Raw genomic sequence first — 22,794 nt, 5'->3', positions numbered from 1 at the left:
CGGCATCGGCCATGGCCGCTCCGCCCAGGGCGGCAGGGGCCGGCACGCTGCCGCGGGCGACGACGGAGCCGTCCTCCCCCACGACGAGCGCGGCGATCTTGGTGCCGCCGATGTCGATCCCCGCCAGCCCGGTTCGCGGACGCGGTCGACCGTCGATGGGCACAGTGGCGCCCTGTTCCTGACCGATCATGCTCAGCGTCCGCCCAGTCCTGCCATCGCGATGCCCTTGACCAGGTGCTTCTGCAGCACGATCACGAGCACGGTGGTCGGGATCATCGAGATGATCGCCGCCGCCATCTGCAGGTCCCAGCGGGTGCCGGTGAGACCGGCGAAGCTGGCCAGTCCGACCGGCAGCGTGCCGTGGGCGTTGTAGTCGACCGTCACGATCAGCGGCCACAGGTAGCTGTTCCAGAACGACAGGAACGTGAACACCGCGAGCACGGCGACGGCCGACTTCGACAGCGGGAGGATGATCTGCAGGAACGACCGGACGGGACCGGCGCCGTCGACGCGTGCCGCCTCCTCCAGCTCATAGGGGATCCCGCGGAAGAACTGCCGCATGAGGAAGGTCCCGAAGGCGCCGAATGCGAACGGCAGGATGAGCGCCTGGTATGTGTCGACCCAGTTGAACCACTGCATGACCTGGAACATCGGGATCACGAGCACCTCGGCCGGCACCATGAGCGTGGCGAGGAAGAGCACGAACACGGCGTCGCGCCCCTTCCACCGCAGCCGCCCGAACGCGTACCCGGCGGTGGTCGAGACCACCAGCACGACCAGCGTGCCGCCGACCGCCACGATGAACGAGTTCATGATGTACGTCAGGAACGGCCCGTAGGCGAACACGTCGACGAAGTTGCTCCAGCGGATCTCCGAGCCGACGAGCGTCGGCGGCATGGAGAACATCTCGGAGTTCGGCTTGAGGGCCGAGAAGAACGCGTACACGAGCGGCGCGATGAAGATGAGCGCGGCGATGTAGATGCAGACGTGCGCGAGCACCAGACGGAGGCGGGCACCCGGAGTCGTGGAGGCTCCCCGAGCCTTCTCGCGCTCACGGTCGCGGTCGCGGCGCGGAGCGATGCCGGCGGGGCGGACGAGGGTCTCAGTGCTCATAGTGCACCCACTTCTTCTGCGCGGCGAACTGGAGGCCGGTGATCGCGATGATGATGGCGAACAGGATCCAGGCGGCGGCGGCCGCGAGGCCGAGGTCGCCGAACGTGAAGCCCTGCTCCCAGATGTACATCACGAGCGGCTTGGTGGCGTTGCCCGGGCCGCCGCCGGTGAGCATCTGCGGCTGCACGAACACCTGCAGCGAGGTGATCATCGTCATGATGGTGGCGAAGAAGATCGACGGCGAGATCATCGGGATGATGATGCTCCACACGCGGCGGAAGCCCTGCGCGCCATCGATGCTGGCCGCCTCGAGCACGCTCTCGGGGAGCTGCTCGAGAGCCGCCGAGAAGATCAGCATGTTGTAGCCGAGGCCCTGCCAGACGCTCATCACGACGACCATGATCATGGCCCAGGAGGGATCGGCGAGGAAGTTCGGCAGCTCGATCCCGAACCAGCTGACCGAGAGGCCGTTGAAGAGGCCCTGCGGCTGCAGCATCATCTTCCACACCAGCACGTTGGCGACCATCGGCGTCACGACCGGGATGAAGAAGAGCACGCGCAGGGCGCCGCGACCGCGGATCCGCGGTCCGAGTCCGAGAGCGAGCACGAGCGAGAGGGCGACGCTCAGCGGCACGTACAGCAGCGTGTACACCGCCGAGTTCCGCAGCGCCGGCCAGAAGTCGGGGCTGCTGGTGAACAGCTTGACGTAGTTGTCCACCCCGTTGAAGGTCCGCTCGCCGAAGGTCGGCCAGTCGAAGACGCTCATCACGATCGACAGCCCGACGGGCACGATCGTGAACAGGGCGAGGCCCACCAGGGCCGGGCTTGCGAAACCCAGCGCCTGGCGGCCCTCGACCTTGGCGAGCGATCCTCGACGTGTCGTCGTGATCGTCATCTCTTGTCTTTCTCTGTTACTGCTGCGGCGGCCGGAGCCGGGTCACTCGCCGAACTGCGCCTGGGCGTTCGACAGCAGCTCCTCCATCGTCATCTGGCCGTTGTAGACGCTGACGAGGTTGGGCTGGATGTAGCTGTCGAGCTTCTGCCAGCTCTTGGTCATGTACAGCGGCACGGTGTCGGCGAACGCGGCCTCGAACACCGACTGCACCTGGTCGCGGTACTGCTCGTCGATCGACTCGAAGTACAGCGGCTGCGAGGAGGTGCGCGCGGGGTACGAGCGGCCGGACGACGCGATGTAGTCCTGCGCGTCCTCACCCACCAGCGAGCCGAGGACCTTCAGCGCGGCCTCCGGGTTCTTGCAGTTGGCGGCGATGCCGTAGCCCGAGCCGAGGATCGGTCCGGGGTTGCCGTCGACGCCCGCGGGCAGCGGCACCATGCCGGCGGCGAAGCCGGACTCGTTGTTGAGGTAGCTGACCGCGTTCCAGGTGCCGTCGACGGCCATGGCCGCGTTGGCGCCGGTGTACTGGTTCTCGCCCCAGCCCGTGTCGGAGGCCGAGGCGACGGGCGCCGCGACCTTCTGCTCGGTGACCAGCCCGGCGTACCAGGTGGCCGCGTCGACGAACGCGTCGTCGTCGATGTGCAGCGTGCCGTCCTCGGAGGCCGGCTGCGTGGCGGAGTACGCGATGGGCATCGACATCCACTGGTAGCCGCCCATGCCCATGCCGAAGCCGTACTTGCCGTCCTTCGTGGCGTCGGCGGCGATCGCGGAGAAGTCGTCGAACGTCCAGCCGATCTCCGGCGTGGCGGCACCGGCGGCGGTCAGCATGTCCTGGTTGTAGTAGACGAGCATGGTGGCCACGTCGAACGGCACGCCGTAGACCTTGCCCTCGAAGCTGAGGATGCCGTCGGCGCTCGGGTTGAACTCCGACCAGTCGATCCCGGCCGTCTCGAGGTCCTTCTCGCTCAGCTCGCGGAAGCCGCCCGTGTAACCGCCGAGCTGCGCGCCGCTCATCCCCGTGATGCACGCCATGTTGCCGCTGGCCATGTTGGTCGTCAGCTTCGTGAAGAAGTCGCTCCAGGGCGACGTCTGCAGCTTGATGGTGATGTCGGGGTTCTGCTTCTGCGCGAACTCGATCTGCGCCTCGAGCGCATCGACGTCGGACTCGCTGCCCGCCCACATGTCGACGACGATGGTGTCGCCGTCGGCGGAGCCTCCGGAGCCGCCCGTGCTGGCACAACCGGTCATCGCCACGGCGACGCCCGTGACAGCGGCGACAGCCCCCACACGCAACTTCTTCATTGAATGCCTCCTGAGAAGGGAAAGGTTATTTCGCGGGTCGAATTAACCTAATAGGATTTCGTATGAAGTGAGGCTTTCATAGTTCGGGGAGTGCCGCAAGCTGAACATCCGATGTTTATCGGACGGTGATACGGCGTCACCTCCCCGAAACACGACACTCCCCCGCTACGCTGACGATGCTCCGAGACGAAGGGCTCCCATGACGAACCCCGCCGACACCCCCGTCGACGACCCGCACACGCGGCGCATCCTCGACCTCGTCGCGCGCGGTCAGGCCCGCTCCCGCTCGGAGCTGGCGGCGACGATGGGCGTCGCCGCGTCCACGGTCGGACTCCGCGTGCAGGCGCTGCTCGACGCCGGCGTGCTGCAGGAGGCCGGAGCCGGCACCTCGCGCGGCGGTCGCCGGCCCCGCGTGCTGCAGATCGCCTCCGACGGCCTCGTGCTCTCCGCCGACCTGGGCGGAAAGCACGCCCGCGTGGGACGGCACGACCTGAGCGGTGCGCTGCTCGACAGCGAGACGATCGCGATCGACGTCGCCGACGGCCCGGAGGCCACGCTCGCGCGGGTCGCCGAGGTGTTCGACCGCCTCGTGGCAGACACCAGGGTGCACGCGATCGGGGTCAGTCTCCCCGGCCCGGTCGACATCGCCACGGGATCCGTCGACCAGCCCTCGCGCATGCCGGGATGGCCGGGCTTCCGCGTAGGCGAGCACCTCGCCGAACGCTACGGCGTTCCCGTCGTCGTCGACAACGACGCGAACCTCGCGGCGCTCGGCGAGCATCGGGAGCAGCTCGGTCACGGACAGCACAGCATCACCGTGAAGGCGGGGACCGCGATCGGCAGCGGCATCATCGTCGACGGTCACGTGCACCGCGGCGCGACGGCCGCGGCGGGCGACATCACCCACACCCGCATCGACGGCAGCGGCGACATCCCCTGCTCGTGCGGCAACACCGGATGCCTGGAGACCGTGGCCAGCGGTGCCAGCCTCGTGCGACAGATGCACGAGCGCGGCAACACCGCCGTCGCCACGACCGCCGACGTGCTCACGCTCGCGCGCGACGCCGATCCCGTCGCGACCACGCTCGTCCGCACGGCGGGCACGCACCTGGGTCAGGCGCTCTCCGGTGTCGTGAACTTCTTCAACCCGCACGCCGTGTTCCTGACGGGCAGCATGAGCGCCTCGGAGCCGTTCATCGCGGCCGTCCGCAGCCGGGTCTACGAGGCCTGCCACCCCCTGGCCACGCAGCGCCTGCGCATCGAGGCGGCGACCACGGGCGCGGACGCGATCCTGTACGGCGCCGCGCGGCTGGCGCTCGAAGGCGTGGAGATCCCGGTGGCGACGGCCTGAGCCGCCGCCACCGCCCGCTCACTCCGCGCGCAGGCGCAGCTCGATCACCGGCACCAGCACGTCGGGACGACGCACGGGCAGATGCACCGTGAGCGTCCCCTCGGCCTCGCCGGCGGGGGTCATCAGATCCGCCTGCTGCTCGGGGTCGGACACCGAGGTGGGCAGCCACGAGCCGTCGTTCAGCAGGCGCGCGTACGTCACGCGGTCGGCGAGCCCGGGAAGGTGCACGAACCCGAGCGGCCAGCTGAACAGGCTGAGGTAGAGGCGGTCGCCCCGCAGCGTGTACACGCCCTCGCGCGGCGGGGTGAACGGGGCGTGCCCTGCGCCGATGACCGCGCGCTCGTGCAGCCGCATCCACTCCCCGATCTCCGCGAGTGTCCCGGCATCCCGCGGCGCGATCGCCCCGCGGCCGTCCGGACCGATGTTGAGCAGCATGTTGCCCCCCATCGAGACCGAGTCGACCAGCATCTGCACCAGCAGCGTCGGCGACTTCTGATCGGTGTTGTCGCGGTGGTATCCCCACGATCCGTTGAGGGTCTGGCAGGCCTCCCACACCAGGGGCTCGCCGTCGCGCAGGAGTGGCGCGGTCGGCTGGTACTGCTCCGGGGTGACGAAGTCGGCGGGGATGCCCAGGCGGTCGTTCACCAGCATCTCCGGCTGCAGCTCGCGGCACAGAGCGAGCAGCGCCTCGGCGTCCCAGTCCCCGGGCCCCTTGCCGGCCCAGCCGTCCTTCTCCTCGGGGTAGGTGAAGTCGAAGAACAGGTAGTCGATGTCGCCGTACGCGGTCAGCAGCTCGCGCACCTGCCCGTGCAGATACGCGCGGTACCGCGACATGTCGCGACCTTCGTTGAGCGCGTGCGCGTTCTCGTCGTCGCGGCGGGGGTGGTTCCAGTCCACCGTGAAGTCCGGGTGGTGCCAGTCGATCACCGAGTGGTACAGCCCCACCTTGAGCCCCTCGGCGCGCAGCGCGTCGACGTACTCGCGCACGAGGTCGCGCCCGACGGCCGACACCGACGTGAAATCCGTGAGCGCGGAGTCCCACAGGCAGAAGCCGTCGTGGTGCTTGGTCGTGAGCACGACGTAGCCCATCCCGCTCTCCTTGGCCGTCCTGGCCAGGGCGGCCGCATCGAACAGATCGGGGTCGAAGTTCTCGAAGTACGGGCGGTAGTCCTCGTCGGTGAGGCGTTCATAGTTCTGCACCCACTCGTGCCGCGCCGCGCCGCTGTACAGCCCGAAGTGCACGAACATCCCGAAGCGGGCGTGATCAAACCATTCCTGTCGCATGCCTCCCATCCTGGCATAGACATCGGATGTTTGACGGACGAATGAGGTCGGGAAACGCGAAACGGGCGCCCCCGAGGGGACGCCCGTTCCTTCGACGATCGACTCAGCGCGCGGCGCTGCCGTCCACGTAGTCCTCATCCTGCTGCTTCCAGGCGAACAGTGACCGCAGCTCCTTGCCGGTGGCCTCGATCGGGTGCTGCTCCTCCTTGGCACGCAGCGCGAGGAACTCCTCGGCGCCGTTGTCCTGGTCCTCGATGAAGCGCTTCGCGAACGCGCCGGACTGGATGTCGGACAGCACGCCCTTCATGCTCTCCTTGACGCGCTCGTCGATCACGCGCGGTCCGGAGACGTAGTCGCCGAACTCAGCCGTGTCGGAGATCGACCAGCGCTGCTTGGCGATGCCGCCCTCCCACATCAGGTCGACGATGAGCTTCAGCTCGTGCAGCACCTCGAAGTAGGCGATCTGCGGCTGGTACCCGGCCTCGACGAGCGTCTCGAAGCCCGCCTGCACCAGGTGGCTCATGCCACCGCAGAGCACGGCCTGCTCACCGAAGAGGTCGGTCTCGGTCTCCTCGGTGAACGTGGTCTTGATGACGCCGGCCCGGGTGCCGCCGATCGCCTTGGCGTACGACAGCGCGAGGTCCCACGCCTTGCCGGACGCATCGCGCTCGACCGCGATGATGTCCGGGATGCCGCGACCGGCGACGAACTCGCGGCGCACCGTGTGACCGGGCGCCTTCGGGGCGACCAGGATCACGTCGACACCCTCGGGGGCGTCGATGTAGCCGAAGCGGATGTTGAACCCGTGCGCGAACGCGAGGGTCTTGCCCGCGGTCAGGTTCGGGGCGATCGACTCGCTGTAGATCGTGCGCTGGTGCTGGTCCGGCGCGAGGATCATGATGACGTCGGCCCACTCGGTCGCATCGGCGACGGTCTTGACCGGGAAGCCGGCCTCCTCCGCCTTCGCGGCGGACTTGGAGCCCTCCTTGAGGGCGATCGCGACCTCGACGCCCGAGTCGCGCAGGTTCTGCGCGTGGGCGTGACCCTGCGAGCCGTAGCCGACGATCGCGACCTTCTTGCTCTGGATCAGGGACAGGTCGGCGTCGTCGTCGTAGAAGATCTCGGTGCTCACGGTGTGTTTCTCCTTGATTGTGGTTCGGAAGAGTGGGAATGGTCAGCCGCGCAGGACGCGCTCGGTGATGCTCTTGCCGCCGCGGCCGATGGCCAGGAGACCGGACTGGGCGATCTCCTTGATGCCGAAGGGCTCCAGCGCACGCAGCAGCGCCTCGACCTTGCCCTTGTCGCCGGTGACCTCGATCACCAGGGCGTCGGAGGCGTAGTCGACGACCGACGCGCGGAACAGATTCACGACCTCGATCACGTTCGACCGGGTGGCGTTGTCGGTGCGCACCTTCACGAGCATGTGCTCGCGCTGCACCGAGGTGGTCGGGTCGAGCTCGACGATCTTGATCACGTTGATCAGCTTGTTCAGCTGCTTGGTGACCTGCTCGAGCGGAAGCTCCTCGACGTCGACGACGACCGTGATGCGGGAGATCCCCGGCACCTCCGTCACGCCGACCGCGAGGGAGTCGATGTTGAAGCCGCGGCGGGCGAAGAGCCCCGCGACGCGGGTCAGCAGGCCGGGGGTGTTCTCCACCAGCAGGCTCAGCACGTGGGTCGACATGGCTCAGTCCTCCTCGTCGAAGGCGGGCGCGTGGTCGCGCGCGTACTGGACATAGCTGTTGCTGACGCCCTGCGGCACCATCGGCCACACCATGGAGTCGGCGCTCACCACGAAGTCGATCACCACGGGGCGGTCGTTCGTGTCGAGAGCGAGCTGGATGGCCGCGTCGACCTCCTCCTCCTTCTCCACACGGATCGCGAGGCAGCCGTACGCCTCTGCGAGCTTGACGAAGTCGGGGATGCGGACCGTGCCGTGCCCGGTGTTCAGGTCGGTGTTGGAGTGGCGGCCGTCGTAGAACAGCGTCTGCCACTGCCGCACCATGCCCAGCGAGGAGTTGTTGATGATGGCGACCTTGATCGGGATGTTGTTGATCGCGCAGGTCGCGAGCTCCTGGTTGGTCATCTGGAAGCAGCCGTCGCCGTCGATCGCCCAGACCTGGCGTTCCGGCTCGGCGACCTTGGCCCCCATCGCCGCGGGGACCGAGTAGCCCATGGTGCCGGCTCCCCCGGAGTTGAGCCACGCGTTCGGACGCTCGTACTTGATGAACTGCGCGGCCCACATCTGGTGCTGCCCCACGCCCGAGGCGAAGATGCCCTCCGGTCCGGTGAGCTCGCCGATGCGCTGGATCACGTACTGCGGCGCCAGCAGCCCGTCGGTCGTCGGCGCGTAGCCGAGCGGGAACTCGTTGCGGAGGCCGTCGAGGTACGACCACCACTCCTCGATGTCGGGCTTCGCGCCACCCGTCGCACCGCGGAATGCGGCATCGAGGTCGGTCAGCACGTCACGCACGTCGCCCACGATCGGCACATCGGCCGTGCGGATCTTCGAGATCTCCGCGGGGTCGATGTCCACGTGCACGACCTTGGCGTGCGGAGCGAACAGCGCCGCCTTGCCCGTCACGCGGTCGTCGAAGCGCGCGCCGAGCGACACGATGAGGTCGGCCTCCTGCAGCGCCAGCACCGCCGGAACGGTGCCGTGCATGCCGGGCATGCCCAGGTGCTGCGCGTGGGAGTCGGGGAAGGCGCCGCGAGCCATCAGCGTGGTCACCACGGGGGCGCCCGTGGACTCCGCGAGCTCCAGCAGCTCGGCGGCCGCACGACCGCGCACGACGCCGCCGCCGACGTACAGCACCGGCTTCTTGGCCTCGGCGAGCAGGGCGGCCGCGGCCTGGATCTGCTTGCCGTGCGCCTTGGTGACCGGGCGGTAGCCGGGCAGGTCGATCTTGGGCGGCCACACGAACGGGGCGACCGCCTGCTGCGCATCCTTCGTGATGTCCACGAGCACGGGACCGGGACGACCGGTGCCGGCGATCTCGTAGGCGGCCGCGATCGCGCCGGGGATGTCCGCCGCGTCCTTCACCAGGAACGAGTGCTTCGTGATCGGCATCGTGATGCCCACGATGTCGGCCTCCTGGAACGCGTCCGTCCCCATCAGGGTCGAGAACACCTGGCCGGTGATCGCCAGCAGCGGCACCGAGTCCATGTAGGCGTCGGCGATCGCGGTGACGAGGTTCGTCGCGCCGGGACCGGAGGTGGCGATGCACACGCCGACCTTGCCCGACGCGGACGCGTACCCCTCGGCCGCATGACCGGCGCCCTGCTCGTGGCGCACCAGGATGTGGCGCAGCTGCGACGCGTCCATGAGCGGGTCGTACACCGGCAGGATCGCGCCACCGGGGAGACCGAAGACGTCGGTGACGCCGAGCAGCTCGAGCGAGCGCACGACGGCCTCGGCACCGGTGATCTCCGGGGCGGATGAACGGGCGGGCGGCCTCGGCACGGCCGAGACGGTGTCAGCAGTCATGACTTTCCTTCTGGTGAACTGTGGAGGACGCCGGATGCCGATGCATCCGGGTCAGCCGGTGGTCGCTCCCTCGGCGGCGGACCGCACGAGGCGCGAGTACTTGGCAAGAACGCCTCGGGTGTAGCGCGGGGGAAGCGGCTCCCAGCCAGAGCGGCGGGAGGCGAGCTCCGCCTCGTCGACGAGTAGGTCGAGAGAGCGAGCTGCGATATCGACCCGTATCAGATCACCATCGCGCACGAAGGCGATGGGACCAGCGTCCACCGCTTCGGGTGCTATGTGGCCGATGCACAGGCCGGTTGTGCCGCCTGAGAATCGTCCGTCCGTCAAGAGTAGTACATCTTTTCCGAGCCCAGCGCCCTTGATGGCCGCGGTGATAGCGAGCATCTCCCGCATGCCCGGTCCGCCCTTGGGGCCCTCGTAACGGATGACGATGACACTGCCCGGCTCGATCGAGCCCTCGGCGACCGCGTCCATCGCCGCACGCTCGCGCTCGAACACACGCGCCGGTCCCTCGAACACGGCCGCGTCGAATCCGGCGGTCTTGACCACGGCACCCTCCGGGGCGAGCGAGCCGTGGAGGATCGTGAGGCCGCCCGTCGCGTGGATGGGGTTGTCGAAGGTGTGGATGACCTCGCCGTCGATCGGCTGCGGGTCGAGGTCGGCGAGGTTCTCGGCGAGCGTCTTGCCCGTCACGGTGAGCGCGTCGCCGTGCAGCAGGCCCTCGTCGAGCATGGCCTTCATGATGACGGGGATGCCGCCGTGACGGTCGACGTCGTTCATCACGTACTTGCCGAACGGCTTCATGTCGGCCACGTGCGGCACGCGGTCGCCGATGCGGTTGAAGTCGTGGAGGCTCAGCTCGACCTCGGCCTCGCGGGCGATCGCGAGCAGGTGGAGCACCACGTTCGTGGAGCCGCCGAGGGCCATCGCGAGCGCGATCGCGTTCTCGAACGCCTCCTTCGTGAGGATGTCGCGGGTCGTGATGCCCTGGCGGAGCAGGTTCACCACGGCCTCGCCGGAGCGGTGCGCGAAGTAGTCGCGACGGCGGTCGGCCGCGGGCGGAGCAGCCGAGCCGGGAAGGCTGAGGCCGAGCGCCTCGGCGACCGACGCCATCGTGTTGGCGGTGTACATGCCGCCGCACGCCCCCTCACCGGGAGCGATCGCGCACTCGATGCGCTTGAGGTCCTCCTCGCTCATGAGACCGGCCCGGCACGCGCCGACCGCCTCGAACGAGTCGATGATCGTGACGTCCTTCTCGGTGCCGTCCGAGAGCTTGACCCACCCCGGCGCGATCGATCCAGCGTAGAGGAACACGCTGGAGAGATCGAGGCGGGCGCTGGCCATGAGCATGCCGGGGATCGACTTGTCGCAGCCCGCGAGGAGCACGGAGCCGTCGAGGCGCTCGGCCATCATCACGGTCTCGACCGAATCGGCGATGACCTCGCGCGAGACGAGCGAGAAGTGCATGCCCTCGTGGCCCATCGAGATGCCGTCCGACACCGAGATCGTCCCGAACTGCAGCGGGTAGCCGCCGCCGGAGTGCACGCCCTCCTTCGCGCCCTGTGCCAGACGGTCGAGGCTCAGGTTGCACGGCGTGATCTCGTTCCAGCTGGACGCGATGCCGATCTGGGGCTTGTCCCAGTCCTCGTCGCCCATGCCGACGGCACGGAGCATGCCGCGGGAGGTCGTGGCCTCGATGCCGTCGGTGACGACGCGGCTGCGGGGCTTGATGTCGATGGGCGCGCTGGAGGAGGGATCATGCGAGGACATGACGAGAGTCTATTCCTGCGCGAGCACCCGTTCGTCCGCACGCGGGCTCCAGAAGCGCGGCGATCTGTTGTGGGGTGTCCACACGCGTGCAGCGGGAGCCGGAGGGTCAGCCCCCGAGAGCGACCTGCCGCTCGTCGGCGAGCGTCTCCAGCAGGGCGCCCACCTGCTCCGGGGAATCCACCCGCAGGGCCGCGGCGCTCTCCCCCGGGCCGACGCGCACGCCGAGGTCGCCCTCCCCGAGCACGCGCATGGCGTCCTCATCGGTCACGTCGTCGCCCGCGAAGAGGATGCCCGTCGCGTCGAAGCGCTCCCGCAGCGCGGCCATCGCCGCATCCTTCCCCTCCGCCCGGGACGAGAACTCCAGCACCCGATGGCCCGCGCGGCGACGCCAGTGCGGGAACCGCTCGGCGACCAGCGCGTCGATCTCCGCGAACACGCGCTCCTCGGTCTCGCGGTCGGCGCGGCGCGTGTGCACCCCCATGCCGAACGTCTTCGGCTCCAGCTCCGCCCCCTCGTAGCGGTCGATGATCGGCTGGGCGGCCGCCCACAGCTCCTCGCGCGCACCGTCCGCCGTGGGGGCACCCGGCGCATCCGCCGCGCCTTCGCCGGGGAACCAGTACTGTGCGCCGTGCGACCCCGCGAGCGCGATCACCGAGTCGTCCGTGTGCTCGGTGATCTCACGCAGGTCGTGCATGCTGCGGCCGGAGACGAAGGCCACGACGGTGTCGCGCATCGCGGCGAGCCGGGCGATCTGGGTGGCGACCGCGGGATGTGCCCTGGCGGCCATCGGGTCGACGACGAGCGGCGAGGCCGTGCCGTCGAAGTCGAGGGCCACCACGAGCCGGGGGGTCGCGGCCAGCGCGGTCAGGTCGGCGTCGGCGGTTCCGGGGGTCCAGGGGCGCGTCACGGGTTCTCCGTTCGAGGTGCGGGTATCGGGCGGGCTCAGCGACCGCGTACCGCGGCGAGGGCCTCGAGGAAGGAGGTCGACCAGGCGTTCACGTCGTTGTCGAGCACGCGGCGCCGCAGCGACCTCATGCGGCGCGCCTGCTCGGCGGGCGACATCTCGACGGCCTCCATGATGGCGTCCTTGAGCCCGGCGATGTCGTGCGGGTTGACCCGGACGGCCTGGCGCAGCTCGTCGGCGGCACCCGTGAACTCGCTCAGCACCAGCACGCCGTGGTTGTCGGTCCGCGTCGCGATGTACTCCTTGGCCACGAGGTTCATGCCGTCGCGGAGCGCGGTCACGAGCATCACGTCGGCCGCGAGGTAGAGCGCCACCATCTCCTCGCGGGGATAGCCCTGGTGCAGGTAGCGGATGGCGGAGTGTCCGACCGTGTCGTGGTCGCCGTTGATGCGGGCGACCGCGAGCTCGATCTCGTCGCGCAGGTGGGCGTAGGCGTCCACGCGCTCGCGGCTCGGGCTGGCGACCTGGATGAGCGTGACGTCTTCGACGGCCAGGCGCCCGTCCTCGAGGAGCTCGCCGTAGGCCTTGATCCGGTGACCGATGCCCTTGGTGTAGTCGAGGCGGTCGACCCCGAGCAGGATCCGTTTGGGGTTGCCGAGACTCGCGCGGATCTCGGCCGCCCTCGCCCGGACGTCCGGTCGCGCGGCGAGCTCCAGGTACGGCGCCGTGTCGATGGAGATCGGGAACGCCTTGGCGAGCGCGGTCCTGGTCTCGCCGCCCTCGGGCACGGCGACGTTGGCTCCCTTGACCTCATAGCGCAGCCGACGCCGCACCGCCGTGAGGAAGTAGGTCGCGTCCTGAGCCCGCTGGAAGCCGATGACGTCCGCCCCGAGCAGGCCGCGCAGCACCTGGTCGCGCCAGGGCAACTGCGCATAGAGGCCGTGCGCGGGGAACGGGATGTGGTGGAAGTAGCCGATGGTCACGTCGGGTCGCAGCTCGCGCACCATCTGCGGTACGAGCTGCAGCTGGTAGTCGTGCACCCAGACGGTGCCGTCCTCCGCCACGGCTGCCGCGGCCGCCTCCGCGAAGCGCCGGTTCACCGTCACGTACGCCTCCCACCACTCGCGGTGGTACTGGGGTGGCGCGATCACGTCGTGGTAGAGCGGCCAGATGGTGTCGTTCGCGAAGCCCTCGTAGTAGTCGGCGACCTCCTCCGCGCTCAGAGCGACGGGGATCAGATCGATGCCGTCCGCCTCGAACGGGTCCAGCGCGACGTCGGGCTGCCCCGGCCAGCCGACCCAGGCGCCGTGCACACGGCGCATCATGGGCTCGAGGGCGGCCACGAGACCGCCCGGCGAGGTGCGCCAGGTCTCTTCGCCGTCGGGGCCCACCACCCGGTCGACGGGTAGGCGGTTGGCGACGACGACGAAGTCAGCAGCGGTCACGGAGAGCTCCTTGGGGGTTTCATCCAGGCTATCGAGGAACCGCGGCGCTCGCCGATCTGCGCTCAGGGCTTGACGGGCGCGCGTCGATGCGTCACGCCGCTGAGGGCCCAGTTCGCGATACCCGCGCCGAACGCGATGGCCGCGGCGACCATGGGCAGCACCAGCGCGGCCTCGGTTCCCGCGCTCTCCGCGAGCTCGCCCGCCACGGCCGCGCCGATGGACTGACCCACGACGACACCGGATCCGAGCATCGTCATGACCGTCGCGGACCGACCGCGTGGGCTGCGTGCCGCGCCGAAGCTGTACTGCGTGACCAGGGTGGGGCCGATGCCGATGCCCATCACGGCCAGCGCGATCATCATGGCCGCGGGGCTGTCGACCACCCCGAGGAGCAGCGTGCCCGCGAGCAGGATCGCGGAGAACACGAGCCACCGCGCCCGCAGCGTGAAGCGGGCGGGGAGCCACGCGACGCCCAGGGCGAGCGCCGCCGATCCCACGCCCATCACGCCGTACAGCAGCCCGGCCTGCTCCGGCGCACCGCGGTCGGCCATGAACGACGTGAGCGAGGTGAGCATCGCGCCGAAGAACAGTCCGACGCCCAGGATGCCGAGCACCACGATCAGCAGTCGCGCGCGGAACAGCTCGGACACGGCCGAGGGAGCACGGCCGTCCGCGTCGCGGTCCTGCGACACCTGGCGACCGCTGGGGTGCAGGGCGAAGGCTCCCACGAAGACCAGCGTCAGGACCGCCGCACCCACCAGCGGGGCCCAGGGCGCGAGAGCGGACGCGAGGATGCCGACCAGGAACGGCCCGAACACGAACACGGTCTCGTCGGCCGCCGACTCGTACGCCATCGTTCCGGACACGGTCCTGGTGCGGCGCTCCTCCGGCATCCGCTCCACGATCAGCGTGACCAGGCGCGAGCGGGACAGCGGGGCCACCTGGGGCGCCGTCGCCCCGATGCCGACCGCGGCGAGCAGGACGAACCCATCGGCGGCCTCGCCGTACACGACCGCGGTGAACAGCAGCAGCATGGCGGCGTTGCCGACCGCGAGCACGAGAAGCACAGCGCGCTGACCGAACCGATCGGCCGCGGCGCCCAGGAGCGGCCCGAAGCAGGCGGTCCCCAGTCCGACCGCAGCGGAGGTGAGTCCGCCGAGGGCGAGGGAGCCGCGGGCCGAGACCACCACGGTGAGCACGCCGACGACCATCATGGCGAACGGCAGTCGCGCGATGAACGCGATCAGGAAGTAGGGCAGGCCGGCGAGGCGGAAGAGGCTCGGCTCGTGGGCGCGGGCAGGAGGGGTGACGGTGACGTGTGTCATGGCTCTCGCGCGTCGATGACGCGATATCGGGTGCCGCCGCTGTCCGCCGGAGAGGCCGGCGGCCGGTAGATACACGGTGTGTGCGGCCGCGGGTGACCCGCGACTCCCCCATGATAACGACCCCGCCTGCATGGGCGCCCTGCCAGCACCGCCCTCGCGTTGTCAAGGCAGGGCGAGGGACGGAGGGCGGCGGGTAGCGTAGGGGCATGCGCTACCTCTTCAGCACCGGACTCGTCGCCGCGATCTCGGCAGGGATCTCGCTGCTGCGCGGCACCCGCAACGAACCCATCACCTGGCGCTCGCTCCTGTCGTGGGTGAGCTGGGGCATCACGATGGCACTCGCGGTGGGCGCCGTGGTCGACATGCGTCGCGAGCGCCACGGCGTCCCGGTCGACGCCGACTCCCCGCAGTCCGTCAAGAAGTCGAAGAAGGCGCAGCGGCTGCAGTTCCGGTCGCAGAAGGCCCTCGCCGACGCGCAGGGGCACGCCCAGGACAAGCGGTCCTGACGCGCCCCCACGGCCCGCGGTCGTTCACCGGGTGAGGATCAGCGCCTCGCCCTGCCCGCCGCCGCCGCACAGCCCGACCGCGGCCGTGCCGCCCCCGCGTCGCACGAGCTCGTGAGCCGCGTGCACGACCAGGCGGTTCCCTGACGCTCCGATCGGGTGGCCGATCGCGATCCCGCCCCCGTGCACGTTGACGATGTCGCTGTCGAGACCCAGTTCGGTCTGCGACCGGGCGACGACCGCACCGAACGCCTCGTTGATCTCCACGATGTCCAGATCCGCCGGCGTGATGCCCTGCTTCTCGCACGCGCGCTCGATCGCCCGTGCGGGCTGCGCCTGCAGCGAGTTGTCCGGCCCAGCGGTCTGCCCGCTCGCGCCGACGGTCGCCAGCACGGGCCAGCCCTTCGCCTCCGCGATGCGCCGCGTCGCCACGACGACGGCCGAGGCGCCGTCGGAGATCTGCGAGGAGTTTCCCGCGGTGATGCTGCCGCCCTCCGCGAACGCGGCACGCAGCCCGGCCAGCGACTCCACGGTGGTGTCGGGGCGCACGCCCTCGTCCCTCGTGACGCGCAGCGGCTCACCGCGTCGCTGCGGCACCTCGACCGGCACGATCTCCGCGTCGAGCACGCCAGACTCCTGCGCCGCGGCGGCCCGCTGGTGCGAGAGCGCGGCGACCGCGTCCTGAGCCTCGCGCGTGAGGCCGAAGCGCTCGTTGTGCCGCTCGGTGGACGCCCCCATGCTCTCGCGGTCGTACGCGTCGGTCAGGCCGTCGTAGGCCAGGTGGTCGAGCACCTCGACGGTGCCGTACGCCCAGCCGTCGCGCGACCCCATCAGCAGATGCGGGGCCCTGGTCATGGACTCCATGCCGGCAGCCACCACGACCTCGGCGTCGCCGGTGCGGATCATGCGGGCGGCGTCGATCACGGCCGTCAGCCCGGACAGGCACACCTTGTTCACGGAGTGCGCCGGCACGTCCCAGCCGATCCCCGCGCCGATCGCCGCCTGCCTGGCCGCGTTCTGTCCCGAGCCGGCGGCGAGCACCTGTCCGACGATCACGGCATCCACGTCGCCGGGGTCGACGTGTGCCTGCTCCAGAGCGCCGCGGATCGCGAACGAGCCCAGCTGCGGCGCGGTGAACGCGGCGAGCTGACCCTTGAGCCGACCCTGTGGGGTGCGCGCGGCGGCGACGATGACCACGTCGTCGTCCGTCACCATGTGGTTGTCAGTCATGGGTGGGGGTCCTTCCGTTCTGCAGTTCCGGGGAGAGGCTGAGGGGCGGTTCCGTGGCGGCGGCGACCTCGTCGATCGTGACACCGGGGGCGAGTTCGACGAGCACCAGGCCGTCGGGCGTCACGTCGATCACGGCCAGGTCGGTGATGATGCGGTCGACCACTCCGCGGCCGGTGAGCGGGAGGGAGCAGTCGTCGACGATCTTCGCCGACCCGTCCTTCGCCACATGCTCCATCAGCACGATGACCCTGCCCGCGCCGTGCACGAGGTCCATGGCGCCGCCCGGACCCTTGACCATGTTGCCCGGGATCATCCAGTTCGCCAGGTCGCCCGCGGCCGACACCTGCATGGCACCGAGGATCGCGGCGTCGATCTTCCCGCCACGGATCATGCCGAAGCTGAGGGCGGAGTCGAAGAAAGCCGCTCCGGGGAGCGTCGTCACGGTCTCCTTGCCCGCGTTGATGAGGTCGGGGTCGACCTCCTCCTCGCGCGGGTAAGGCCCGACCCCCAGGATCCCGTTCTCGGACTGCAGCACCACGGTCACGCCGGGCGGCACGTGGTTGGGCACGAGCGTGGGCAGCCCGATCCCCAGGTTCACGTAGGAGCCGTCCTGCAGCTCGGCGGCGGCGCGGGCTGCCATCTGGTCTCGCGTGAGCGCCATGTCAGGCTCCTTCCGCCGCGACGGTGCGTCGCTCGATGCGCTTGGGGATGTCGGTGCCGACCTCCACGATGCGGTGCACGAACACCCCGGGCAGGTGCACCGCGTCGGGGTCCAGGTCGCCGGGCTCCACGAGCCGCTCCACCTGCGCGATGCAGATGCGTCCGGCCATGGCCGCGAGCGGGTTGAAGTTGCGCGCCGCCTTGGTGAAGACGAGGTTGCCGTGACGGTCGCCCAGGGCGGCGTGCACGAGGGCGAAGTCGGTGGTGATGGCCTCCTCCAGCACGAACTCCCTCGGCTCCCCGCCCACGTCGAAGGTGCGCACGTCCTTCGCCGGCGATGCGACCGCGATGGAGCCGTCCGGGTGGTAGCGGCGCGGCAGGCCGCCCTCCGCGACCTGTGTGCCCACGCCCGTCTGTGTGAAGAACGCCGCGATACCCGCACCGCCGGCGCGCAGCTTCTCCGCGAGCGTGCCCTGGGGCGTCAGCTCGAGCTCGAGCTCGCCGCTGAGGAACTGGCGCTCGAACTCCCTGTTCTCCCCCACGTACGACGAGATCATCTTCCGGATGCGCTGCGCCGCGAGGAGGATGCCGAGCCCCCAGTCGTCGACGCCGCAGTTGTTGCTGACGATGCTCAGGTCGGTCGTGCCCTGGGCGAGGAGAGCCTCGATCAGGGCGATCGGATTGCCGGAGAGGCCGAACCCGCCGACCGCGAGAGAGGCGCCGTCGGGGATGTCCGCGACGGCCGCGGCGGCGGACTCCCAGTGTTTGTCGATCACGTCTGCTCCTTCGGTTCCGTGCTCTCCTCCAGGATCCGCCCGGCGGGTGCGACCACGCCAGCACGGTCTTGTGATGTGGCCCGCAGGCCGACTACCGTCCACAATGTGGAATCGATGTCTCGAAGCGTGCCCGGGGCCCAGGCGATCGCGAGGGCGGCCGGGCTCCTGCGCCTGGTCACCGCGTCCGGGGCGGAGGGCGCGACGCTGCAGGAGCTCGCTCGCGCCTCGGGGCTGTCGCGCTCCACGGCGCATCGGCTGCTCACCGCCCTCCGCGTGGAGGGCCTGGTCGACCGTGACACGGACAGCGCGCGCTGGATGCCGGGGCCGGAGCTGTTCCTGATGGGATCCGTGGCGGCGGCGCGCTACGACGTGACCGGCCTCGCGCGCGACATCGTGCGCTCGCTCGCCGTCACGACCGAGGAGAGCGCGTTCTTCTCGGTGCGCCGTGCCGACGAGACCGTCTGCCTGCTGCGCGAGGAGGGCTCGTTCCCGATCCGCTCCTTCGTCCTGAGCGAGGGGGTGCGCTTCCCCCTCGGTGTCGCGAGCGCCGGCCTGGCGATCCTGTCCTTCCTGCCGGACCACGATGTGGATGCCTATATCGAACGGCACCCCGACCTGGAGACCCACTGGGGTCGCGCCCACGGGCGGGCTCCCCTGCGTGCGCGACTGGCGGAGACCAAGGAGCGCGGGTACGCCGTGAACCCCGGTCTCATCGTGGAGGGCAGCTGGGGCCTGGGCGCCGCCGTGTTCGATCGCGCGGGGCGCCCGGAATGGGCGCTGAGCCTGACCGGTGTGGCCTTCCGGTTCGGACCGGATCGCCAGGCCGAGCTTGGCCGCATCCTGCTGGCGCACGCCCATCAGCTCTCGGCGCGGATCGCGAACGCCCGCCGCTGACGCGTATACATACCAAGCGATATATACTCGCTGGTATGAATCGCGTGGATGTCATCCCGTCGCTCGTGCTCTCCGGGTACGCGCTCGGCCGGATCGCCGCTCAGGACGCGGGGAACGACGCCCCGGCGGCACAGTGGCGCGTCCTCAGCCTGCTCACCCAGACGGGGCCCCGTCGCGTGGGCGAGCTGGCCGCGGCGGCGCGCACGACCCAGCCCGGCATGACGCGGCTGATCGGCACCCTCGAACGCGAGGGGCTCGTGCACCGCTCCCCCGATCCCGACGACTCCCGGGCGATCACGGTCGCCATCACGGAGGCCGGGACGGCAGCCGTGGACGAGTGGAGGGCGGAGTTCCGCTCCACCATCGCCCCGCGATTCGCAGACCTCGACGACGACGACTGGGCCGCCCTCACCCGCGCGGCCCGGATCCTCGCCGAGCGCACCACCGCCGACAGAGCAGGAGACCACCAGTGACCCAGACCACCGCCGCATCGACCCCGTCCGTCTGGAGGCAGCCCGCGCAGGTGTGGGCGGTCGCGTTCGCCTGCGTCGTCGCGTTCATGGGCATCGGGCTGGTCGACCCCATCCTGCCCGCCATCGCCGAGTCGCTCGAGGCGTCACCGGTCGAGACCGAGCTGCTGTTCACCAGCTACCTCCTCGTCACCGGCCTCGCGATGCTCGTCACCAGCTGGGTCTCCAGCCGTATCGGCGCCAAAGCGACGCTCCTCGTCGGTCTCGCGCTGATCGTGGTGTTCGCTCTCCTCTGCGCCCTGAGCGGCAGCGTCGACGCGGTGATCGGGTTCCGGGCGGGCTGGGGCCTCGGCAACGCGCTGTTCATCTCCACGGCTCTCGCGACCATCGTCGGGGCAGCCTCGGGCGGCAGCGGCGCGGCGATCGTGCTGTACGAGGCAGCGCTGGGTCTGGGCATCGCCGTGGGTCCGCTGCTCGGCGGCATCCTCGGCGAGCAGAGCTGGCGCGGCCCCTTCTTCGGTGTCGTCGTGCTCATGGCGATCGCGTTCATCGCGGTGTCCCTGCTGCTGCGCGGCCCGAGCGAGAAGCGCACGCCCGTTCCGTTCTCCGCGCCGTTCACGGCACTCCGTCGTCCCGCGCTCGCGATCCTCGCCGTCGCCGCGCTGTTCTACAACATCGGCTTCTTCGTGCTGCTGGCGTTCTCGCCGTTCCCCCTGGGCTTCGGCGCGATGGGCATCGGCTTCACCTTCTTCGGCTGGGGTGTCGCGCTCGCGGTGACCAGCGTGTGGGTCGCACCCGTGCTGATGCGGCGCATGCCCCGCACCCGGATCATCCTGGTCGTGCTGCCCCTGCTGGCGATCGACCTCGTGGTCGCCGGACTCGTCGTCGACAGCGCCGCCGCGCTCGTGGCGTGCATCATCGTGGGCGGCCTGCTGCTCGGCATCATGAACACGGTGCTGACCGAGGCCGTGATGGAGGCCACCGATCTGCCCCGCTCGGTCGCATCGTCCGCCTACTCGGCCGTCCGCTTCCTCGGTGGCGCGATGGCTCCGCCGATCGCGGCACTCCTGTGGCACCTGTTCAGCGCGACCGTTCCGTACCTGTTCGCGGCGGTCGCGGTGCTCCTCGCCGCGCTCACCGTGTTCCTCGGCCGTCGTGCCCTCGCGCACATCGACGACGAGCCCGCTGACCCCGCGGCGGAGGACGCCCAGGCCATCGTCGTCGGCGACGCGGCCTGAGCCCCTCCACTACCGTGGTGCCATGACCGACGCGCCCTCGCTTCCCGAACGCAGCCGCCTGGTGCATCAGCACCTCGTCGAGTCGGGTGTCGATGCGGAGATCCGCGTCCTCCCCGACTCCGCTCGAACCGCGACGGAGGCCGCGGCCGCCATCGGCTGCGAGGTCGCCGCGATCGCCAACAGCCTGGTGTTCCTCGCCGACGGTGACCCGGTGCTCGTGATGACGAGCGGCGGACACCGGGTCGACCTCGGCGTCCTGGCGCGCAGCATCGGCGCCACGGACGTCTCGATGGCGCCGGCGTCCGTCGTGCGGGAGGCGACAGGTCAGGCGATCGGCGGCGTGGCACCGGTCGGGCACCCGGCACCGCTGCCGACCTACCTCGACCGCGCACTCACGGCGTTCCCGGAGATCTGGGCTGCCGCAGGGCACCCGCACACGGTGATGCCCCTCACCTTCGCCGAACTGGAGCAGCTCACGCACGGCACCGTGATCGACGTCGCCGGAGCCTGATCCGGGCTCCGTGCATCCAGGGCCGTGCACCCGCGCACCCCGTGCAGCATGATGGGACGATCGAGTCCGGTGCGCGGGGCATCGGCGGACACGGATCTGCGAGGGTGAGACATGTGCGGACGATTCGCGAACGATGCGACCACCGACGAGCTGATCCGCGAGTTCGTCGCCGAGGGCGGCCGTCCCGAGGACTGGTGGAAGTCGTGGCACGGCGCCTACTCGATCGCCCCCACCGAGAACGCACCGATCGTCCGCGACCGCGGTGAGGGCCGCATCCTCGAGCTCGTCCGCTGGGACTGGCAGAGCCCGCCCAACCGCCCCCAGCGCGCGCCGCTCATCAACGCCAGGATGGAGAAGCTGGCGGCCGGGTTCTGGGCACCCGCGTTCTCCGCGGCCCGGTGCATCGTCCCGATGCGCGGCTACTTCGAGTGGACCGGCGAGAGGGGGCGGAAGACCCCGCACTTCCTGCACGCCGACGGCCTGCTCGCCGCCGCGGGACTGACGTGGTCCATGGAGCACGAGGGAGAGCGGGTGCGATGCTTCGTCGTGGTCACCAGGGAGGCCAGGGACGCGAGCGGCGAGGTCCACGACCGCATGCCGGCCTTCCTGACGCCGGACACGTGGGACACCTGGCTCAGCCCGGACAAGCTGACCGGGCAGGCGAAGCTCGACGCGCTGGCGATGCTGGACCATAGCTCGGCGGATGTCGCCGCCACGATCCGCGGACGCATCGTGGACCGCAAGGTCAGCAACACCCGCACGCTCGACCCGTCCGACCCCACCCTCCTCGATCCCGTCGCCTGAGACGCCCCTGTCGCCGGCCGGGGTATCCGGTTCCTCGAATGTGTGAGACCGTAGAGGAACACCACACCAGTGATCATCTTGGTTGCGCCTCTTGGCACAGGTTTCTGTGGCGGAACAGGAAGCAGGTCATGGGTCGTTTCGTGTACGAGAACAGCGTGAAGGTCGAGATCGAGGATCGGGCGCTCACACACGTCCAGCTCGTCATGACCGCGAAGCTCCGCCGCGGGGAGCCGTTCGGCTTCACCTGGCGGGAAGACGCCAGCATCGGCGGCGGACGCACCACGGTATGGGTGCACGCGGGCAGCTCGCTCGTCTTCAAGTACAGCGGCAGCCGCCAGCCGGCCGTCAACCGGGCCTGGGTCGACGCACTCGCGTTCACGGCCAACGCCCCCACCGGGCTGTACCTGGTGTCCGAGCCCGCAGAGCAGGCACCGACGGATCGCGAAGCGGTCCTCGCCCCGGCGTGACCGCCCGTAACACGATGCGCAGGCTGGTTCAACCCCTCTTGCCGCCTCGGTGAGCCCTGCCTACCGTGGACCGCATGGGGAACTCCGAGACGACCACGACGCACATCGAGATCGATGGGCACGACTTCGCGCTCCCGTCCAGCACCGACGTGGCTGACCTCATGACGCGCATCGAGGCTGCGGCACGTTCCGAGCCGACCTTCGTCGATCTCGCCACCGGCGACAGTCTGACGAGTGTGCTGATCACGGCGCACTCTCGCGTGGCGGTCTACCTGCGGCGGAGCACCACGGATGCGCCTCCTCCCGTCGATCTGCGATCCGCCCTCGACTGGGACCTCTGACGCGTCGCGCGCCTCCTAAGCTGG

23 protein-coding genes and 1 pseudogene are annotated in these 22,794 nt (G+C 70.1%); 9 read left to right on the top strand and 15 right to left on the bottom strand.

What is annotated here, in order from left to right; all coding sequences use genetic code 11:
• The 4 genes and pseudogenes from DW299_RS12180 to DW299_RS12165 all read right to left on the bottom strand — a co-directional run.
• Positions 1 to 190: pseudogene (locus tag DW299_RS12180) on the bottom strand (ROK family protein); the annotation flags it as partial.
• Between the two features lie 2 nt (positions 191 to 192).
• Positions 193 to 1,113: a carbohydrate ABC transporter permease gene (locus DW299_RS12175; protein ID WP_136036745.1), complete on the bottom strand. Its 921-nt coding sequence runs from the start codon at positions 1,111 to 1,113 to the stop codon at positions 193 to 195.
• On the bottom strand, positions 1,103 to 2,008 hold the full coding sequence (locus DW299_RS12170) for a carbohydrate ABC transporter permease (RefSeq protein WP_136034945.1): 906 nt from the start codon (positions 2,006 to 2,008) through the stop codon (positions 1,103 to 1,105). The genes DW299_RS12175 and DW299_RS12170 overlap by 11 nt, the downstream gene beginning before the upstream one ends.
• Positions 2,009 to 2,050: 42 nt before the next feature.
• On the bottom strand, positions 2,051 to 3,310 hold the full coding sequence (locus DW299_RS12165; protein ID WP_136036744.1) for an ABC transporter substrate-binding protein: 1,260 nt from the start codon (positions 3,308 to 3,310) through the stop codon (positions 2,051 to 2,053).
• 199 nt (positions 3,311 to 3,509) lie between these two features.
• Between DW299_RS12165 and DW299_RS12160 the strand changes: the two genes are divergently transcribed.
• Entirely contained in the window at positions 3,510 to 4,661 is a 1,152-nt protein-coding gene (locus DW299_RS12160) for an ROK family transcriptional regulator (RefSeq protein ID WP_136034949.1), read from the top strand.
• An 18-nt stretch (positions 4,662 to 4,679) separates the two neighbouring features.
• Here DW299_RS12160 and DW299_RS12155 read toward each other — a convergent pair whose 3' ends face one another.
• From DW299_RS12155 to DW299_RS12120, 8 genes are all read right to left on the bottom strand, one after another.
• A complete protein-coding gene (locus tag DW299_RS12155; RefSeq protein WP_446724799.1) occupies positions 4,680 to 5,954 on the bottom strand; it encodes an alpha-L-fucosidase in 1,275 nt (424 codons plus the stop codon).
• A gap of 94 nt (positions 5,955 to 6,048) precedes the next feature.
• Positions 6,049 to 7,095 (bottom strand): ketol-acid reductoisomerase, encoded by a 1,047-nt coding sequence (gene ilvC, locus DW299_RS12150; RefSeq protein ID WP_342589035.1) that lies wholly within the window; start codon positions 7,093 to 7,095, stop codon positions 6,049 to 6,051.
• 24 nt (positions 7,096 to 7,119) lie between these two features.
• On the bottom strand, positions 7,120 to 7,629 hold the full coding sequence (ilvN, locus tag DW299_RS12145; RefSeq protein WP_136036742.1) for an acetolactate synthase small subunit: 510 nt from the start codon (positions 7,627 to 7,629) through the stop codon (positions 7,120 to 7,122).
• A gap of 3 nt (positions 7,630 to 7,632) precedes the next feature.
• Positions 7,633 to 9,432 (bottom strand): acetolactate synthase large subunit, encoded by a 1,800-nt coding sequence (locus DW299_RS12140; RefSeq protein WP_136034957.1) that lies wholly within the window; start codon positions 9,430 to 9,432, stop codon positions 7,633 to 7,635.
• Between the two features lie 51 nt (positions 9,433 to 9,483).
• Complete coding sequence (gene ilvD, locus DW299_RS12135) at positions 9,484 to 11,202, bottom strand: dihydroxy-acid dehydratase (protein WP_136036741.1); 1,719 nt, start codon at positions 11,200 to 11,202, stop codon at positions 9,484 to 9,486.
• 106 nt (positions 11,203 to 11,308) lie between these two features.
• Positions 11,309 to 12,109, bottom strand: a complete 801-nt coding sequence (gene otsB / locus DW299_RS12130) for a trehalose-phosphatase (RefSeq protein WP_136034961.1) — start codon at positions 12,107 to 12,109, stop codon at positions 11,309 to 11,311.
• Positions 12,110 to 12,144: 35 nt separating this feature from the next.
• Positions 12,145 to 13,551: an alpha,alpha-trehalose-phosphate synthase (UDP-forming) gene (locus DW299_RS12125; protein ID WP_136036740.1), complete on the bottom strand. Its 1,407-nt coding sequence runs from the start codon at positions 13,549 to 13,551 to the stop codon at positions 12,145 to 12,147.
• Positions 13,552 to 13,613: 62 nt separating this feature from the next.
• Positions 13,614 to 14,876 carry an MFS transporter gene (locus DW299_RS12120; protein ID WP_136036739.1) on the bottom strand — a complete coding sequence of 421 codons (1,263 nt, stop codon included), beginning with the start codon at positions 14,874 to 14,876 and terminating at the stop codon, positions 13,614 to 13,616.
• A 206-nt stretch (positions 14,877 to 15,082) separates the two neighbouring features.
• Here DW299_RS12120 and DW299_RS12115 point away from each other — a divergent pair, with 206 nt between their 5' ends.
• Positions 15,083 to 15,382 (top strand): hypothetical protein, encoded by a 300-nt coding sequence (locus DW299_RS12115; RefSeq protein ID WP_025103262.1) that lies wholly within the window; start codon positions 15,083 to 15,085, stop codon positions 15,380 to 15,382.
• A gap of 24 nt (positions 15,383 to 15,406) precedes the next feature.
• Here the strand turns inward: DW299_RS12115 and DW299_RS12110 are convergent, their stop codons facing one another.
• From DW299_RS12110 to DW299_RS12100, 3 genes are read right to left on the bottom strand one after another with little or no spacing between them, the layout of a single operon-like run.
• Entirely contained in the window at positions 15,407 to 16,609 is a 1,203-nt protein-coding gene (locus tag DW299_RS12110; protein ID WP_240744681.1) for an acetyl-CoA C-acetyltransferase, read from the bottom strand.
• Positions 16,602 to 17,270: a CoA transferase subunit B gene (locus DW299_RS12105; protein WP_205814388.1), complete on the bottom strand. Its 669-nt coding sequence runs from the start codon at positions 17,268 to 17,270 to the stop codon at positions 16,602 to 16,604. Before DW299_RS12105 ends, DW299_RS12110 begins: the two co-directional genes overlap by 8 nt.
• Before the next feature lies 1 nt (position 17,271).
• Positions 17,272 to 18,045, bottom strand: coding sequence for a CoA transferase subunit A (locus DW299_RS12100; protein ID WP_136036738.1), 774 nt, complete (start codon positions 18,043 to 18,045; stop codon positions 17,272 to 17,274).
• Between the two features lie 114 nt (positions 18,046 to 18,159).
• Between DW299_RS12100 and DW299_RS12095 the strand changes: the two genes are divergently transcribed.
• The 7 genes from DW299_RS12095 (at position 18,160) to DW299_RS12065 (ending at position 22,770) form a co-directional block, all read left to right on the top strand.
• Positions 18,160 to 18,939: an IclR family transcriptional regulator gene (locus DW299_RS12095; protein WP_446724798.1), complete on the top strand. Its 780-nt coding sequence runs from the start codon at positions 18,160 to 18,162 to the stop codon at positions 18,937 to 18,939.
• Positions 18,940 to 18,974: 35 nt separating this feature from the next.
• Positions 18,975 to 19,412, top strand: coding sequence for a MarR family winged helix-turn-helix transcriptional regulator (locus tag DW299_RS12090; RefSeq protein ID WP_136034971.1), 438 nt, complete (start codon positions 18,975 to 18,977; stop codon positions 19,410 to 19,412).
• Entirely contained in the window at positions 19,409 to 20,647 is a 1,239-nt protein-coding gene (locus tag DW299_RS12085; RefSeq protein ID WP_136036736.1) for an MFS transporter, read from the top strand. The genes DW299_RS12090 and DW299_RS12085 overlap by 4 nt, the downstream gene beginning before the upstream one ends.
• Positions 20,648 to 20,669: 22 nt before the next feature.
• Positions 20,670 to 21,158: a YbaK/EbsC family protein gene (locus DW299_RS12080; RefSeq protein ID WP_136036735.1), complete on the top strand. Its 489-nt coding sequence runs from the start codon at positions 20,670 to 20,672 to the stop codon at positions 21,156 to 21,158.
• A 111-nt stretch (positions 21,159 to 21,269) separates the two neighbouring features.
• The gene (locus DW299_RS12075) at positions 21,270 to 21,962 is read left to right on the top strand and encodes an SOS response-associated peptidase (RefSeq protein WP_136036734.1); all 693 of its coding nucleotides are present in this window, start codon (positions 21,270 to 21,272) and stop codon (positions 21,960 to 21,962) included.
• Positions 21,963 to 22,090: 128 nt separating this feature from the next.
• A complete protein-coding gene (locus tag DW299_RS12070) occupies positions 22,091 to 22,429 on the top strand; it encodes a DUF7882 family protein (protein WP_136036733.1) in 339 nt (112 codons plus the stop codon).
• A 74-nt stretch (positions 22,430 to 22,503) separates the two neighbouring features.
• Positions 22,504 to 22,770: a hypothetical protein gene (locus DW299_RS12065; protein WP_136036732.1), complete on the top strand. Its 267-nt coding sequence runs from the start codon at positions 22,504 to 22,506 to the stop codon at positions 22,768 to 22,770.
• Positions 22,771 to 22,794 lie beyond the last annotated feature (24 nt).

It is taken from the genome of Microbacterium sp. K35 (assembly GCF_004794375.1).
Taxonomy (GTDB): domain Bacteria; phylum Actinomycetota; class Actinomycetes; order Actinomycetales; family Microbacteriaceae; genus Microbacterium; species Microbacterium sufflavum.
Note: the sequence above shows the minus strand (reverse complement) of the source record. Positions and strands in the feature narration are given on the sequence as shown.

What these genes read in the sequence shown, in the direction of transcription:
- DW299_RS12175 (WP_136036745.1), bottom strand. Translation starts at nt 1,113, where the DNA reads ATGAGCACTGAGACCCTCGTCCGCCCCGCCGGCATCGCTCCGCGCCGC.
- DW299_RS12080 (WP_136036735.1), top strand. Translation starts at nt 20,670, where the DNA reads ATGACCGACGCGCCCTCGCTTCCCGAACGCAGCCGCCTGGTGCATCAG.
- DW299_RS12075 (WP_136036734.1), top strand. Translation starts at nt 21,270, where the DNA reads ATGTGCGGACGATTCGCGAACGATGCGACCACCGACGAGCTGATCCGC.
- DW299_RS12105 (WP_205814388.1), bottom strand. Translation starts at nt 17,270, where the DNA reads ATGGCGCTCACGCGAGACCAGATGGCAGCCCGCGCCGCCGCCGAGCTG.
- DW299_RS12095 (WP_446724798.1), top strand. Translation starts at nt 18,160, where the DNA reads ATGTCTCGAAGCGTGCCCGGGGCCCAGGCGATCGCGAGGGCGGCCGGG.
- DW299_RS12110 (WP_240744681.1), bottom strand. Translation starts at nt 16,609, where the DNA reads ATGACTGACAACCACATGGTGACGGACGACGACGTGGTCATCGTCGCC.
- DW299_RS12115 (WP_025103262.1), top strand. Translation starts at nt 15,083, where the DNA reads ATGCGCTACCTCTTCAGCACCGGACTCGTCGCCGCGATCTCGGCAGGG.
- DW299_RS12160 (WP_136034949.1), top strand. Translation starts at nt 3,510, where the DNA reads ATGACGAACCCCGCCGACACCCCCGTCGACGACCCGCACACGCGGCGC.
- DW299_RS12170 (WP_136034945.1), bottom strand. Translation starts at nt 2,008, where the DNA reads ATGACGATCACGACGACACGTCGAGGATCGCTCGCCAAGGTCGAGGGC.
- ilvN (WP_136036742.1), bottom strand. Translation starts at nt 7,629, where the DNA reads ATGTCGACCCACGTGCTGAGCCTGCTGGTGGAGAACACCCCCGGCCTG.
- DW299_RS12070 (WP_136036733.1), top strand. Translation starts at nt 22,091, where the DNA reads ATGGGTCGTTTCGTGTACGAGAACAGCGTGAAGGTCGAGATCGAGGAT.
- DW299_RS12140 (WP_136034957.1), bottom strand. Translation starts at nt 9,432, where the DNA reads ATGACTGCTGACACCGTCTCGGCCGTGCCGAGGCCGCCCGCCCGTTCA.
- DW299_RS12120 (WP_136036739.1), bottom strand. Translation starts at nt 14,876, where the DNA reads ATGACACACGTCACCGTCACCCCTCCTGCCCGCGCCCACGAGCCGAGC.
- DW299_RS12155 (WP_446724799.1), bottom strand. Translation starts at nt 5,954, where the DNA reads ATGGGAGGCATGCGACAGGAATGGTTTGATCACGCCCGCTTCGGGATG.
- DW299_RS12090 (WP_136034971.1), top strand. Translation starts at nt 18,975, where the DNA reads ATGAATCGCGTGGATGTCATCCCGTCGCTCGTGCTCTCCGGGTACGCG.
- DW299_RS12165 (WP_136036744.1), bottom strand. Translation starts at nt 3,310, where the DNA reads ATGAAGAAGTTGCGTGTGGGGGCTGTCGCCGCTGTCACGGGCGTCGCC.
- ilvD (WP_136036741.1), bottom strand. Translation starts at nt 11,202, where the DNA reads ATGTCCTCGCATGATCCCTCCTCCAGCGCGCCCATCGACATCAAGCCC.
- DW299_RS12065 (WP_136036732.1), top strand. Translation starts at nt 22,504, where the DNA reads ATGGGGAACTCCGAGACGACCACGACGCACATCGAGATCGATGGGCAC.